The organism is Dietzia sp. IBK-p2-16D (assembly GCF_057773085.1).
This window is the reverse complement of sequence record NZ_JBYMTL010000007.1, coordinates 146,103-159,439: the sequence shown is the minus strand read 5'-3', so window position 1 is coordinate 159,439 and position 13,337 is coordinate 146,103. Positions and strand designations below refer to the sequence as shown.

Annotated in this window: 11 protein-coding genes; 2 read left to right on the top strand and 9 right to left on the bottom strand. The window is 72.0% G+C overall.

The features are described from left to right. Positions 1-8 precede the first annotated feature (8 nt). Entirely contained in the window at positions 9-1,331 is a 1,323-nt protein-coding gene (locus tag AC3DE3_RS15060) for an MCE family protein (protein ID WP_488370497.1), read from the top strand. Positions 1,332-1,434: 103 nt separating this feature from the next. Here the strand turns inward: AC3DE3_RS15060 and AC3DE3_RS15055 are convergent, their stop codons facing one another. Then, a complete protein-coding gene (locus AC3DE3_RS15055; RefSeq protein WP_488370496.1) occupies positions 1,435-1,929 on the bottom strand; it encodes a hypothetical protein in 495 nt (164 codons plus the stop codon). Between the two features lie 41 nt (positions 1,930-1,970). Between AC3DE3_RS15055 and AC3DE3_RS15050 the strand changes: the two genes are divergently transcribed. Continuing rightward, entirely contained in the window at positions 1,971-2,906 is a 936-nt protein-coding gene (locus AC3DE3_RS15050; RefSeq protein WP_488370495.1) for a beta/alpha barrel domain-containing protein, read from the top strand. An 8-nt stretch (positions 2,907-2,914) separates the two neighbouring features. Here the strand turns inward: AC3DE3_RS15050 and AC3DE3_RS15045 are convergent, their stop codons facing one another. The 8 genes from AC3DE3_RS15045 to AC3DE3_RS15010 form a co-directional block, all read right to left on the bottom strand. Continuing rightward, positions 2,915-3,547, bottom strand: coding sequence for a hypothetical protein (locus tag AC3DE3_RS15045; protein WP_488370494.1), 633 nt, complete (start codon positions 3,545-3,547; stop codon positions 2,915-2,917). After that, positions 3,537-4,715, bottom strand: coding sequence for a CaiB/BaiF CoA transferase family protein (locus AC3DE3_RS15040; protein WP_488370561.1), 1,179 nt, complete (start codon positions 4,713-4,715; stop codon positions 3,537-3,539). The genes AC3DE3_RS15045 and AC3DE3_RS15040 overlap by 11 nt, the downstream gene beginning before the upstream one ends. A 94-nt stretch (positions 4,716-4,809) precedes the next feature. Beyond that, on the bottom strand, positions 4,810-6,288 hold the full coding sequence (locus tag AC3DE3_RS15035) for an aldehyde dehydrogenase family protein (RefSeq protein WP_488370492.1): 1,479 nt from the start codon (positions 6,286-6,288) through the stop codon (positions 4,810-4,812). Positions 6,289-6,378: 90 nt separating this feature from the next. Beyond that, complete coding sequence (gene hmgA, locus AC3DE3_RS15030; RefSeq protein WP_488370491.1) at positions 6,379-7,704, bottom strand: homogentisate 1,2-dioxygenase; 1,326 nt, start codon at positions 7,702-7,704, stop codon at positions 6,379-6,381. After that, positions 7,701-8,771 carry a lipocalin-like domain-containing protein gene (locus tag AC3DE3_RS15025; protein WP_488370490.1) on the bottom strand — a complete coding sequence of 357 codons (1,071 nt, stop codon included), beginning with the start codon at positions 8,769-8,771 and terminating at the stop codon, positions 7,701-7,703. The genes hmgA and AC3DE3_RS15025 overlap by 4 nt, the downstream gene beginning before the upstream one ends. Before the next feature lie 73 nt (positions 8,772-8,844). Beyond that, entirely contained in the window at positions 8,845-10,131 is a 1,287-nt protein-coding gene (locus AC3DE3_RS15020; RefSeq protein WP_396119753.1) for an oxygenase MpaB family protein, read from the bottom strand. A gap of 32 nt (positions 10,132-10,163) precedes the next feature. Then, a complete protein-coding gene (locus AC3DE3_RS15015; RefSeq protein ID WP_488370489.1) occupies positions 10,164-11,339 on the bottom strand; it encodes an alpha/beta hydrolase in 1,176 nt (391 codons plus the stop codon). After that, the gene (locus tag AC3DE3_RS15010; RefSeq protein ID WP_488370488.1) at positions 11,339-13,291 is read right to left on the bottom strand and encodes a multicopper oxidase family protein; all 1,953 of its coding nucleotides are present in this window, start codon (positions 13,289-13,291) and stop codon (positions 11,339-11,341) included. The genes AC3DE3_RS15015 and AC3DE3_RS15010 overlap by 1 nt, the downstream gene beginning before the upstream one ends. Between the last annotated feature and the right edge of the window lie 46 nt (positions 13,292-13,337).

Genomic DNA, 13,337 nt, shown 5'->3' with positions numbered 1-13,337 from the left:
GGCGGGGGATGAGCGGCGCCGACCGCACGATGGCGCTCAAGCTGCTGGCGTTCGTGCTCGTCGGCACCGTGGCGTTTGTGCTGGTGGTGTTCTCGTTCGCCCGCATCCCACAGCACCTCGGATGGGGCCGCGTGGAGGTCACGCTGGAGATGCGCGACGCGTCCGGGCTGTACCCACGGGCCAACGTCCTCTACCGCGGGGTCGAGGTGGGGCGCGTGCATCACCTGGAGATGACCCCCGCCGGTGCGCGGGCGACGCTGCTGATCGACGGCGACGCGCGGATCCCCGCCGACGCGACGGCGTACGTCGGCGCGATGTCGGCGGTGGGGGAGCTCATCGTCGACCTGGTCCCCGAAGCGACCGGCGGCCCCCACCTCTCCGACGGCGACGTCATCAGCGCCGACCGGGTCCGCCCGCCGGTGTCGGTGGCCGAGACCGTGGACCTGCTGGAGGCCACCCTGGACTCGGTCGGACCGGCGCGACTGACCTCACTCGTCGACGAGGCCTCGCGCGGCGTCGGCGGCGCGGGACGCGATCTGTCCTCCTCCGTCGACGCGCTCACCCTGCTGGCCGAGGGTGCCGGACGCGATCGCGAGCAGTGGGCGGCGTTGCTCCGCCAGTCGGCGCCGCTGCTCGAGGCCCAGGCCGCGTCGTCGCCGGACGTGCGCGAGTGGGCCGCGGCGGTGGACCGCGTGGCGGGCGACGTGGCCGCCGCCGACCCGGCGCTGCGCGGGGTGATCGCCGGGGCGCCAGCCGCGGCGGGCGAGACGATCAGGGCCTTCCAGGAACTGTCGCCGACGTGGCCGCTGCTGCTGTCCAACCTGGTGACCGTCGAGCAGGTCGCGGCCGTGTACACGCCGTCGATCGAGCAGATCCTCGTGCTCTTCCCGGCCATCATGGATTCCACCCAGTCGGCCGCGCTGCCCAACTCCGACGACGCGATGCCCGCCCAGAACACCTTCTTCGTCAACAGCTACAACGACCCGCCGCCGTGCACCACAGGATTCCTGCCGGCCGACCAGCGGCGTTCGCCCACCGAGCTCGACGTGCCCGAGACGCCCCGCGACCTGTACTGCAAGGTGCCGGAGGACTCGCCCGTCGCGGTGCGGGGCGCCCGCAACATGCCGTGCATGGAGTACCCCGGGGTCCGTGCCGCCACGGTCACGCTGTGCCGGGAGAAGGCCGGGGCCGCGGGGGTCTCCGTGGTCGCCACGCCGCGCTCGTACGACCGGGGCACCGGTGTGTATCCCACCGCCGGCGCGGGGGTCTCGGCGTTCGACCGTCCGACCGGCCCGGTGGACGTCGGTGATCTGCTGTCCCCGCCCCGGTGAGCCGGCGTCGATGTCCGCGCCGGTGACGCCAGCCCCGGTTGTACACGCCCCGGATGTGCGAGCCCCAGGTGCGACCCCCGCGGAGGAGCGGCCGTCTCCGCGGTCAGCGCGGCGTGAACCCCGAGACCAGCCACCGGTCCCCGTCGCGGACCAGCCCCACCTCGACCACGGTCTGGAGTACATGGGGGATGCCGTCGGCGCCGACCGTGTGGCGGTCCAGGAAGACGACGACGAGCGCGTCGTCCCCGTCCAGCCCCGCGAGAGCCGAGCCCGCCGAACGGGCCGAGGAGGCCACCTGGCCGGCGGTACTGCGAGGCACGGTGACCAGTCTGCTCTGCTCGCGGAAACGGTCGAGGAACGGCGGCGCAAGGAGGGGCTCCGCGGCGGCGAGGTCCCCGGCCACGGTCTCGGGCCGGTAGTCCAGGACCGCCAGCGAGGCGGCCTCCGCCGCGGCCACCGCACCGGCGGCCAGCCGCTGCCGTTCCGCGGCCCGTCGGTCGACCACGGTCAGGCCGACCGCGGCGACCGCCAGCACCACCAGCAGCACGACCAGGACGGTCCTGACCCGCGCGCGGCTCACCGTGCCGCCGACCGCCATGTCAGGCCCCCCGCCGCACGCCGATACGGGAGGATGACCCCATGACCACGCACCCGACGAGTTCCGTCGCCGTCCGCGACGTCGCCCTGCGCGACGGGCTCCAGCTCACCGACGGCAGGCTGTCCACCACCTCCAAGGTCGAACTCGTGCGGACCCTGCTCGGCCTCGGGGTCCCGGAGCTCGAGGTGGGGTCCATGGCCCGGCCGGACCTCGTCCCGGCACTGGCGGACACCCTCGACGTCGTCGGTGCCCTCGACGAGTCCGAACGCGACCGCTGCTGGGTGTGGGTCGCGACCCCGGGCCACGTCCGCCGGGCCGCGGACGCAGGAGTCCGCCGGTTCCAGTACTGCCTGTCGGTGACCGACGAGCACAACACGGCCAACATCGGCCGCGACACCGCGACCAGCATGGACGCGCTCCCGGAGGCCGTCGAGGCCGCCGCGGCGGTGGGCGGCACCGTCCAGCTCTGCCTGGCGACCACGTTCACCTGCCCGATCACCGGGCCGGTCGATCCGGCGCGCGTGCTCGAGCTGGTCGCCGACCCTCGCGGCGAGGGCACCGTCGACGTGGTGTTGGCAGACACTCTTGGCCAGGCGCACCCGCGGCAGGTGGGCGACCTCGTCGCCGCCGCTGTCGAGCCGGCTGGTGACCGCCGGATCGTCTTTCACGGCCACGACACGTGGGGGATGGGTGTGGCCAACACCCTCGCCGCCGTGGACGCGGGGGCACGGATGGTGGACGCGGCGCTCGGCGGCCTCGGGGGCTGCCCGTTCGCCCCCGGCGCGTCCGGGAACACGGCCACCGAGGACGTGCTGTTCGCCCTGCGCCCCGACTGGTTGGACCCCGGCCGGTTCCACGAGCTGGTCGCAGCATCCGATCGCATGCTGGGCGAGCTCGGCGAGGATTCGCGGTCGCGGGCCTCGGCCGGTGCGCACGGCAACGGCCGCGAGTTCGACTGGACCCTGCCCCGGGGCTGACCTCGCCCTCACACCGCCACCTCGGCCGAGGCCACGACGGCGCGGCCGTCCTCGATCACGGCCTCGATCCGCCAGCGCCACAGCCGCTCGCCGGCACGGTCGCCCTCACCGGTGTCGTCGACGTCGTCGGCACCGGCATCGCCGCGCGCCTCGGATCCCGCGTGCGCGGCCTCGGTCCGCGTGTTGCTCACCTCGGACCGGACCGCCACCAGCAGGCGAGCCCGTGCGGGTTCGTCCCCGCTGTCGACGAGCCCACCGTCGAGGATGCCGCGGACGGCCACGTCCTGCTCGACCCCGGAAGCGACCACCCGCGCGCTGGAGCGCACCTCGTCGTCGTCGACCAGGCGTAGTACCTCCGCCCGTCGTCCGGTCACCTCCTCGCGGAACCGGCCGGTACCCAGGGCGGTGAGCCGATCCAGGGAGCCCTCGGCGTCGCCGGTGGACAGTGACGACAGCAGTACGGCGACCTCGGTGGCGACGGAGGTCAGGCGCGCGCGGTCGGCGTCGGCGGCGCGGCGCGCCCACACCGACGACGCCGGCACGGCCACGGCGATCGCGGCGGCGAGCACCAGGGCCACCACCAGCACGGTCGTCAGGACCGGACGCCTCCCGGCCGCTCCGCGCGGCGGGTCAGATGACACCGCGGGCGGCCAGGTCGGACAGGCGATCGGCGTCGATGCCGAGCAGGTCGCGGTAGACGGCGGCGTTGTCGAAGCCGGGCTCGGGCGTCCCACCGCGCCTGACAGACCCCGGGGTGTCGCCGAGGACGGGCACCACGCCGGGGCCGAGCACGGTGTCGTCGACGCCCGGCACGGTGTGCGGCACGATCATGTCGCGGGCGAGGAACTGCTCGTCGCGCACCACGTCCGCGACGGTGTTGACCGGGCCCACCACCACGCCGGCGGCCTCGAGGGTCTCGCGTATCTGCTCGGCGGTGCGCTCGGCGGCCCAGTCGGCGATGATCGCGTCGATCTCGTCCTGGTGCACCCCGCGCGCGGAGTGGTCGACGAAGCGGGGATCCTCCGCCAGGTCGGGACGCCCCATCGCGGCGCACAGCCGACGGAACACGGTGTCCTGGTTGGCGGCGATGATCACCCACGGCCCGTCGGCGGCGCGGTACAGGTTGGACGGCGCGATGCCCTCCAGTCGGGTTCCGGAGGGGCCGCGCACGACCCCGGCGGCGTCGTAGTCGGGGATCACCGACTCCTGCACCGCCAGGCACGACTCGGTGAGCGCGACGTCGACCACCTGGCCGCGGCCGGTGGTGGTGCGGGCCAGCAGCGCGGCGAGGATCCCCTGGACGGCGAACATGCCACCGAGGGTGTCGCCGATCGACAGGGCCATGCGCGGCGGGGGCATGTCTGGGAAACCGTTGAGGTGTCGCAGGCCCGACACGCCCTCGGCGACTGAGGCGTACCCGGCGCGGGTGGCCTGCGGCCCGGTCTGCCCGTAGCCCGACACCCGCCCGATCACCAGGCCCGGGTTGACCTCGTGCAGCCGGTCCGGGCCCAGCCCCCACTTCTCCAGCGTGCCGGGGCGGAAGTTCTCCACCACGACGTCCGCGCGGGCGACCAGGTCGAGGAAGAGCGCCGCGCCCTCGTTCGAGCGCAGGTCGAGGGTGACGGACTCCTTGTTGCGGGCGTGGACGGTCCAGAAGTGGCGACGACCGTCACGCTCGCCCTGGCCCCACGTGCGCAGCGGGTCCGGGCGGCCGGGGTCCTCGATCTTGATGACCCGGGCGCCCATGTCCCCGAGGAGGCGGCCGGCGAACGGCCCGGCGATGAGGGTGCCCAGTTCCAGCACGAGCATCCCGGCCAACGGGCCCGTCCGCGCCTGCTCCGCGCCCTGTTCGCCCACACCCTCTGTCACGTCCGGTGCCTCCTCGTCCCGCGGGTCGGTGTTCTCAGAACCCTAGGTGCACGGTCTTCTCCTCGGTGAAGGCCTCCAGGCCGCTCACCCCGAGCTCGCGCCCGATGCCGCTGGCCTCGCGGCCGCCCCAGGGCAGCGACGGGTCCGGCACGCCCCAGCCGTTGACCCAGACCGTACCCACCCGCAGCTGCGGGATCACCGAGTGCACGGTGGACAGGTCGCGCGAGAAGATGAACGCGTTGAGCCCGTAGGGGGTGTCATTGGCGATGCGCACGGCCTCGTCGGTGTCGGAGAAGGTGATGACCGTGGCAACGGGGCCGAAGATCTCCTCGCGGGCGATCGTCAGCGAGTTGTCGCCGCGGAACACGGTCGGCTCGATGAAGTAGCCGCGGTCGCCCACCCTGCCGCCGCCGGTGACGAGCTCGGCTCCCTCCGCCCGGCCCGCGTCGATGTACCCCATGATCCGGTCGAACTGGCGCTGGCTGACGATCGTGCCCTGCGTGCTCGCGGGATCGAACGGGTCGCCCACCACCGAGGACTGCGCGAACTCCGCCAGTCCCTCGACCACCTGATCGGCGATCGACTCATGCACCACCACCCGGGTGCCGGCCGCGCAGACCTGGCCCTGGTGGTAGAAATTGCCCATCGCGATCCACGGCATGGCCGACTCCAGGTCCGCGTCGCCGAAGACGAGCTGCGGGGCCTTGCCGCCCAGCTCGAGAGTGACCTTGCGGAACCTGTCCCCGGCCAGCATCTGGATCTGACGCCCCACGCGCGGGCTACCGGTGAAGGTGATCTTGTCCACGCCCGGGTGTGCGGCCAACGCGGCGCCGGCGGTCTCCCCGGTACCGGTGACCACGTTGACCACCCCGTCCGGCACTCCGGCCTCGGCGAGCAGATCGGCCAGGCGCAGCGGGGCCAGTGAGGCGTCCTCGGCGGGCTTGAGCACCACCGAACACCCGGCGGCGAGGGCCGGGGCGACCTTCCACGACGCCACCACGGTGGGGTTGTTCCACGGCGTGATCGCGCCGACCACCCCGAGGGGCTGACGAAGGGTGAACCCGAACCGACGCTGGTCGCCGACGTTCGGCAGTTGCGCGCTCTGGCCGTAGATCTTGTCGGCGGAGCCGGCGTAGTGGCGGAACACCCCGGCGGCGGCGGGGATGTCCCCACCGACGGTGTGCAGGTAGAGCTTGCCCATCTCCGTGGTCTCGAGGGTGGACAGCTCGCCCGCGTGCTCCTCGATGAGGTCGGCGGCGCGCATGAGGATCCGCCCCCGTTCGGCACCGGGCATGCGCGACCACACCCCGGACTCGAACGACTCCCGGGCGGCGGCGACGGCCCGGTCCACGTCCACGGCGGTGCCGGCCGCGAGTCCGGTGATCCGCTCCTCGGTGGCCGGGTTGACCGCGTCGAGGGTCCCGCCGGCGGCGGGGGCGACGGCCCGGCCGCCGATGCGTAGCCCGGTGTCGGGGAGGGTCAGAGGTGCTACTTCGGGGAACGTCGCGGTCATTGCTTTACTCCTATAGAGGGTGGTGGTGGAACGAGGTGGTGGCGGGACGGGTGGGTCGGGGTGGTGACGACTTCGACGACGACGGCGAGGTCATCCGCGGCGGAAGCGACGCTCTATCCCGGTCCACGACGAGTCGTAGTCGGGTTGACGGTGGCCGGCGACCATGGCGGAGTCGGTCACCGCCAGGGCCAACCTGGTCTCGAACATGAAGGGCAGCGAGCCGGTGAGCTTTTGCGGCACCAGGTCCGCCTCGCCGGCCATCTCGAAGGTCTCGCGGTCGGCACCGTGCGCGGACCACTGGTTGTGCAGTGACGCCCCGCCCGGGACGAATCCCTCGGCCTTGGAGTCGTGGGAGCCGCGGACCAGCCCCATGAACTCGGACATCTGGTTGCGGTGGAAGTGCGGAGGCCGGTAGGTGTCCTCGGCCACGACCCAGCGGTCGCCGAACACCGCGAAGTCGGCATTCGCCTGCCCCTCGAACGGACCCGGTGAGGTCAGGACCGTGAACACGGACGGGTCCGGGTGATCCCACAGCGCGGTGTTGAGGGGGCAGAAGTCGTCGAGGTCGAACACGTACGCGGCGTGGTTGCCGTGCCAGGCCACCACGTCGAGCGGGGAGTGGTCCAGCTCGACCGACCACCAGCGACCCCCGAACCGCTGCCACAGCTCGACGGGATCCTCACGGTCCTCGTACCAGGCGGTGGGGTAGCGGAAGTGGCGGGCGTCGGCCAGGCCGTTCGCGCCGATCGGGCCGAGTTCGGGCAGGGTCAGTGCGGCACCGTAGTTCTCCAGCACGTAACCCGAGGCGGTCTCACCGAGCAGGTCGACGCGGAACCGCACGCCCCGGCAGATCACGGCGAACTCGCCGGGGGAGACCACGAGCCGTCCGAACTCGGTGAGCAGCATGATCGGCCCGGCCTGCGGCACGATGAGCAGCTCGCCGTCGGCATCGACCATGTAGCGGTCGGTCATCGACGCCGAGGCCGCGTACCAGTGGATGCCCACGCCGGTGCGCTGTCCGACGTCGCCGCAGGTCCCGTAGGTCTGGATCCCGTCGAGGAAGTCGACCCCCGGGGCGGGCACCGGCGGCGGGTTCCAGCGCAGCCGGTTGGGGGAGGCGATCCCCGCGGCCGAGGGTGCGGCCTGCCAGCCGTCGAGCCCGGCGCGCCGGCGGAAGGCGGTGTGGGCGACCGACGGCCGGATGCGGTAGCTCCAGGTGCGGCGCGTGACCGCCCGCGGCTCGGTGAAGGCGGTGCCGGAGTGCTGCTCCGCGTAGAGGCCGAGGGGGGCGCGCTGCGGCGAGTTCTGGCGACGTGGCAGCGCGCCCGGTTCGGCCTCCGTCTGGTGGTGGCCGGCGAAACCGTGCAGGTAGTCGAGTCTCGGGACGCCCGAGGCTGAGGTGCTGTCGGGGCTCACGACAGCGCGACCATCTCGTGGAGGGTCTGTCCGGTGTGGGTCTCCTGCCTACCGTCGATGGTCACGGTGAGGTCGAAGTCGGAGCGGAACCGGAAGTATCCCGGGTGCCCGACGGCCTTCTTGACCAGCTTGTTCAGTGGCGGGCGACCCACCACTGGAATGTCGGAGAGCAGATCGTGTGCGTGGACGATCTCCCGCACGGTGAGGGTGAGGTCGATCTTCCCCGGGACCTCGAGGCGCAGGAACGACGGGTACGAGCGGTCGGCGACGGCGTCGTACACCGCCGGCCCCTCGGTGATGTCCACCTCGCCCTCGGACAGCACGACCTCGCGCCCCCGGGCCACCATGATCGGCTGGGACCAGTGGGAGCCGTAGCGCGCGGTGGTCTGCACCATGGCGTAGACCAGAGAGATCTCGTCGGTGTAGAGGCGCCCCCAGTACCACTTGGAGATGATGCGCTTCATGTCCCCGACGCCCCAGTTGTGGTCGTGGTACCCGCGGCCGCTCACCTGCTCGGCACGGCCGTCGACGGTGACGGTGCCCTCCACCCGGGCCCGGGGCGCGCCCACACACCACGCGAAGTACTCCCGGTCCGTGTAGCTGGTGCGGCCGCGACCGGGCATCCACGCCGGGACCTCGGCGTGGAAGGTCAGGTCCACGCCGATGCCGTCCTGCTCGGCCCTGACCCGGTAGACGGGCAGGCCGTCCACCTCGTCGACGAGGACGGCGCTGTGGTGGGCGATCGTCACGTCGACCTTCTCGGTCGAGACGCCGAGCTCGGCGTCGGTGTGGTGACGGTTGGACTCCCTGCGCTGCCCGTCAGGGGTGTAGAGGTGGATCTCCACGCCGGGCCGGCGCCGCACGAGCTCGCGACTCTGCAGCATGACCACCACGATCCGGCCGTCGTCGAGGTGGGCGTCGAAATACCAGTGCTCGAACGACTGCTTGTCGGAGTCGAGGTGGGCGGCGTTGTCGGCGGGGGCGACGTCGGTGAGGTGGCCGTCGCGGCGGCCGGGGCCGTTCCAGGCCTCGACGATGTTCAGGGACGGACCTTGCAGGAGGGGCATGGGGAACTCTCTTGATCGGGTAGGCGGCGGGAAGGGGCGGTGACAGGGGTACGGGCGGTGCGCGGTCCGGGCATCAGCGGCGCAGGGCACCGGAGGCGTCGAAGGCGGCCTCGCGGCCGGCCATCTGGGCGCGGTACCAGTTCTCGCGGTGCCAGCACATGACGCGCTCGTGCACCCGGCCGATCGGAGGCACCCGGCGGGCGACCTCGACGGCCGTGACGAGTGGGAAACGGACCACCGGGATGAGCGCCCACGGCAGCGCGGCGGGCATCCGGTACCTCCGGCGCGTGCCCGGGGCCATGTACATCGCCGAGTAGACCGAGTTGATCCGGAAGTTGTAGTGCTCCCGGAGGCGTTGCAGGCCGGTGTGGCCCTCGCGGGGTGCGAACGCCTGTGGGTAGGACTCGATGAGCTCGCGGCCGTGCTGTCCCGAGTCGTGCGAGCGGGAGAGCATCGCCATGAGCAGCATGCGGATGCTGTCGGCGATGGTCTCCGGGTACCACCGCATGCGCACCCCGAGCAGATGGCCCATGTACTTCTGGAAGTGGATCAGGGCCCGGATCTCGCGCAGGGTGGTCTGGTACCCGAGCGCCCAGAGTCCGAACCCGGGCGTGACGGAGCCGGCGATGAGGGTGAGAACCATGTACGACTGGCTGATCGGCAGCCCCCACTTCCCGATGTCCCACTCCCCGTGGGAGGCGACCCGGGAGCGGACCGAGACGTGCATGACGCGGACCTTCATCGCCGTGGCCCGCCCCTGCGAACCGGGCCGGAGCAGTGCTCCCGGTTCGGATACGTCGATCCAGAACCGGCAGGTCTCGAGGAATCGCCGGAGGGCGTTGTCCCCGGCGTAGCCGCCCGCCAGCGACAGGGGCGTGGCCACCGCGGACTCGGTGTAGATCTCCAGGGTCTCGGCACCGGCGAAGCTGAACAGCATGGTCCCCCAGCGCCGCCAGATCCTGGCACCCTCCTCGATGAGGTCCGGATCAACCCAGTCCGGGACCGTCTCGAACTCCGCGAACAATTCGCGCATCGAGTCCGGCGCGCCCTCGACCGAGTCGATGCCGTCGGCGAGGGCCCTGTCCAGCATCCGCCGCGTCTCCCCGGGACCCGTCTCGCCGTGGTACACCTCGTCGACGAACCGCTCGGCGACGGGATCCCCCGAGAACAGGTCCGCGCACACGGCGGCGGCCTGCTCGTCGGTGGGCAGGAGGTCGAACCCGGTCACCTTGAGCACGGCCGAGCGCAGACGCCTGAAGGCGGGATTCTCCCGGCCCTCCCAGTAGGCGAACCGGGTGGGGCAGCGGACCCCCTCGGGGACGGCCGGTCGGTCGGGGTGGATGCCGACCTCGTCACCCATCTCGATGGTCACGGAGTCCCGGTCGGTGCTGGTCATGACAGTCCCTCCTCGTCCTGTGCGGTGTGTGGTGCGGGTGAGCCGCTGAGCCGGGTGTCCATCCATGTGAGGAGCCCGGAGATGACGCTGTCGAGGCCCTCGGGCTGGTCGACCAGGTAGTGGTTGAGGTGGCGCATCTCCACCAGTTCGACCCTCGGGTCCGCCGAGCAGGCCGCCATGAGCCGGGACTCCTCGGCGAACGCGGCCTGGTCCCCGAGCAGGCTCATCACGAGGGTCGGGTCGGTGATGCGGGTCAGGTCGGTGAGCGCGTCGGCGGCGGTGTGCTCCGGGCTCCAGGTGCTCAGCCAGCTGCGGGCGGTGACGAAGCGGGCGAGCCCTCCGGCCGCGGTGTTGGCCGCCGCCGGGTCGCCGTACATCGAGCCCGCCTCGCGATCACTGGGGTCCAGGGTCAGGTCGAGGAAGCGTGGATCGGCGGTGGTCCGGTGGACCACGAACCCGCGGTCGGACCCGCCCTCCTTCTCGAGGCGCTCGAGGGCCTCGAGGGCCCGCCTGTCGATCCGACGCATCCGCTCCGACTGTGCGGCCCGGTAGCGCTCCACCCACTCCGGGTCGAAGGGTGCGCTGCGCCCCGCGGCGAACAGATCCAGTTCCGGGTCCACCGACCAGGGGTCGTCCTCGTCGGTGACCGACGGGTCGATCCAGTGCCGCAGGACCCGCGCCCGACCGGGGTGCGCCCCCACGAGCATCACGGCGTCGGCCGCCTCGACTCCCCGGGCGCGCGACTGATGGAACGTCGCCAGCGAGCCGCCGCCGGAGAACCCGAGCAGGACCACCTTCTCGAAGCCCAGCTCCTCACGCATCCACCGGATACCGGTGCCGAGATCCGCCGCGGCCCGCTCCATGAGCAGCGCCGGCTCGTTGTTGGCGTACCGGGTGTTGAGGCCCATGGCCGGCTGATCCGCACGGGCGAGGGCGGCGAGGAGGAAATGACTGAGGAAGTTCGACGCCGGGTGGCACATGATGACCCCGCGGCGACGCGAGGACCCCGGCAGCTCCACGAGATTGGCGTGGAGAGTCGGATAATGACGCGACAGCCCCGAGTGCATCTCGATCCGGCCGTCGTCGGCCGGCTGGTACGGGATCCTCTGGAAGTGGTCGACGGGTGTGGTCCCGGCCGGCGGGTCCTGGGTGTGCATCGTCTCGGGGGGCATCAGGTCACCGTCCTGTAGCGGAGCATCATGTCGTGGTCCTCGTGGTCGAGGATGTGGCAGTGCCACACGTATCCCTGCAGCGTGTCCGGGCGGTGGTGGGCTGCCGGGGGAGCGACGGACCCGATGTAGTCGCCTCCGAGCCGGTCGATCCGTGGTCCCGCTCCGGGTGCGTGGGCGGTGCCGTGCCCACCGGCCTCGTGCCCGGCGGTGCCGTGTCCGCCGCCGGCGTGTCCACCGATCGACACCGCTGCGGAGAAGGTCGCGTCGGGGTCGAACCCGAGTTCATCGGCGGTCGGGAAGTGGACGAGGACCCTGGTCACGGAGTTGGGATCGGCGATGACCGTGTCCTTCATCCCCGTCTCCCACGGTTCGGGCGCACGGACGGGTCCCACCACGTAGGGGTCGGGGTCCGGGGTCCACTTGATGCCCGTGGGAGGCTGCGGCTGTCTCAGGCACATCGCGATGGTGTCGATCGCCTGCCTGGACAGCACCCGGAAGTGCACCAGGTGGATGTGGATCGGATGCGGGTCCGGGGTGGCGTTGACGATGTTCCACATCTCCACCGAACCCTGGCGCGGCAACTCGATCTGCTCGCTGGACCACCGCAGGTTGTTCAGGCTCATCATCGACGGGGGGATCCGGATATCGCCGGTCTGGCTCAGTGAGACGTTGCGCACCGCCGGTGCCCGGGTGATCGGCGCGAGCGCGGGCGGCTGGCCGGGGCCACCGCGCAGGGTCGTCGGGACCGGGCCCGTGTGGCCCCTGGCGTTCGTGGCCCGGAATCGCATGAGGCTCCCGAGCTTCACCGCTCCGATCTGGGCGGCCTGGGGCGCCGCCTCCTCCGAATTGAGCAACTCGACGGTCTCGCCGGGTGCCAGTGTCGAGAAGTCGACGAGCACATCCGCGCGCTCGCCCGGCCCCAGCCGGAAGTGGTCCACCCTGGCGGGCGCGGGCAGTAGGCCGCCCTCCATCCCGATCACCCACATGGCCAGCGGCCGGGACAGGTGCAGCATCCAGTTGCTGAACGAGGCGGCGTTGACCATGCGCAGCCGGTAGAGCCCGCGGGCGACCTCGGCGTCGGGCCAGATCACGCCGTTGACCAGCCCGACATCACCGACCGCCCCGCCCTCCCAGTGGCCCGCCGGGACGATCGGGGTGGAACGCATGGACGCCGCGCCGTCGGGGCGGACGATCTTCTCCTGCAAGACCAGTGGGATCTCGAACTCGCCGGCGGGCAGCCCCAGCGGGTTGTCCGGACGGCCGGTGTCGAACCGGTCGCGGAGCAGGTAACCGCCGGCGAGGCCGCCGTAGACGTTGAGCCGGGTGATGGCCATGGCGTGGTCGTGGTACCAGAGTCCGGCCGCCTCCTGCCGGTTGTCGAAACGGTGCACGTGGCCCTGTCCGGGAAGGGACATCTGTTCCGGATGGCCGTCGCTGGCGGGTTCGGTGACCCCGCCGTGCAGATGCAGCGATGTGGGAACCCGCGTCCGCACCGACTCCGACAACCCGTGCAGGCTCGTGTCGATGTCGGCGGCGTGGGGGTGGGCCGAGATCTCGTTGCGGTAGGTCAGCGTCGTCCGCACCCCGGCGCGGGCTTCGATCAGAGGACCCAGGTAGCCGGCCGCGCCGTAGCCCAGGGTCAGCGTCGCCGGGAGGTCCCGGTGGAAGCGATGTCTACCCGTCCGAGCGGTCAGGCCCAGGTTCTCACCGCGTAGGACCTCCGGGCGGGGGAGATCGTCCACGTAGGGCTCGAGGTCGGGGGAGTGGAACAGGAGCGGGCTCGGCCCGACCGACCCCGGGCCGATCTGCGCGCGCGTGGCGGACGCGCCGACCAGACCCATGCCCGCCACCCCGGCCGCGGTGCCGAGAACCCTCCGCCGCGTCACCACCGGGCCGCGAGTACCGACACCGAACCCCACCATCTGACCTCCCGTTGCTATGACGCGAGTCACAGTACCCTACGGTATGGTCTGGAAGTGGGGTTCACCGAGTGAGCGG

Bases quoted from the DNA above. Each gene is read 5' to 3' on its own strand.
- AC3DE3_RS15060 (WP_488370497.1), top strand. From the start codon at position 9: ATGAGCGGCGCCGACCGCACGATGGCGCTCAAGCTGCTGGCGTTCGTG.
- AC3DE3_RS15055 (WP_488370496.1), bottom strand. From the start codon at position 1,929: ATGGCGGTCGGCGGCACGGTGAGCCGCGCGCGGGTCAGGACCGTCCTG.
- AC3DE3_RS15050 (WP_488370495.1), top strand. From the start codon at position 1,971: ATGACCACGCACCCGACGAGTTCCGTCGCCGTCCGCGACGTCGCCCTG.
- AC3DE3_RS15040 (WP_488370561.1), bottom strand. From the start codon at position 4,715: ATGCTCGTGCTGGAACTGGGCACCCTCATCGCCGGGCCGTTCGCCGGC.
- AC3DE3_RS15035 (WP_488370492.1), bottom strand. From the start codon at position 6,288: ATGACCGCGACGTTCCCCGAAGTAGCACCTCTGACCCTCCCCGACACC.
- AC3DE3_RS15025 (WP_488370490.1), bottom strand. From the start codon at position 8,771: ATGCCCCTCCTGCAAGGTCCGTCCCTGAACATCGTCGAGGCCTGGAAC.
- AC3DE3_RS15020 (WP_396119753.1), bottom strand. From the start codon at position 10,131: ATGGGTGACGAGGTCGGCATCCACCCCGACCGACCGGCCGTCCCCGAG.
- AC3DE3_RS15015 (WP_488370489.1), bottom strand. From the start codon at position 11,339: ATGCCCCCCGAGACGATGCACACCCAGGACCCGCCGGCCGGGACCACA.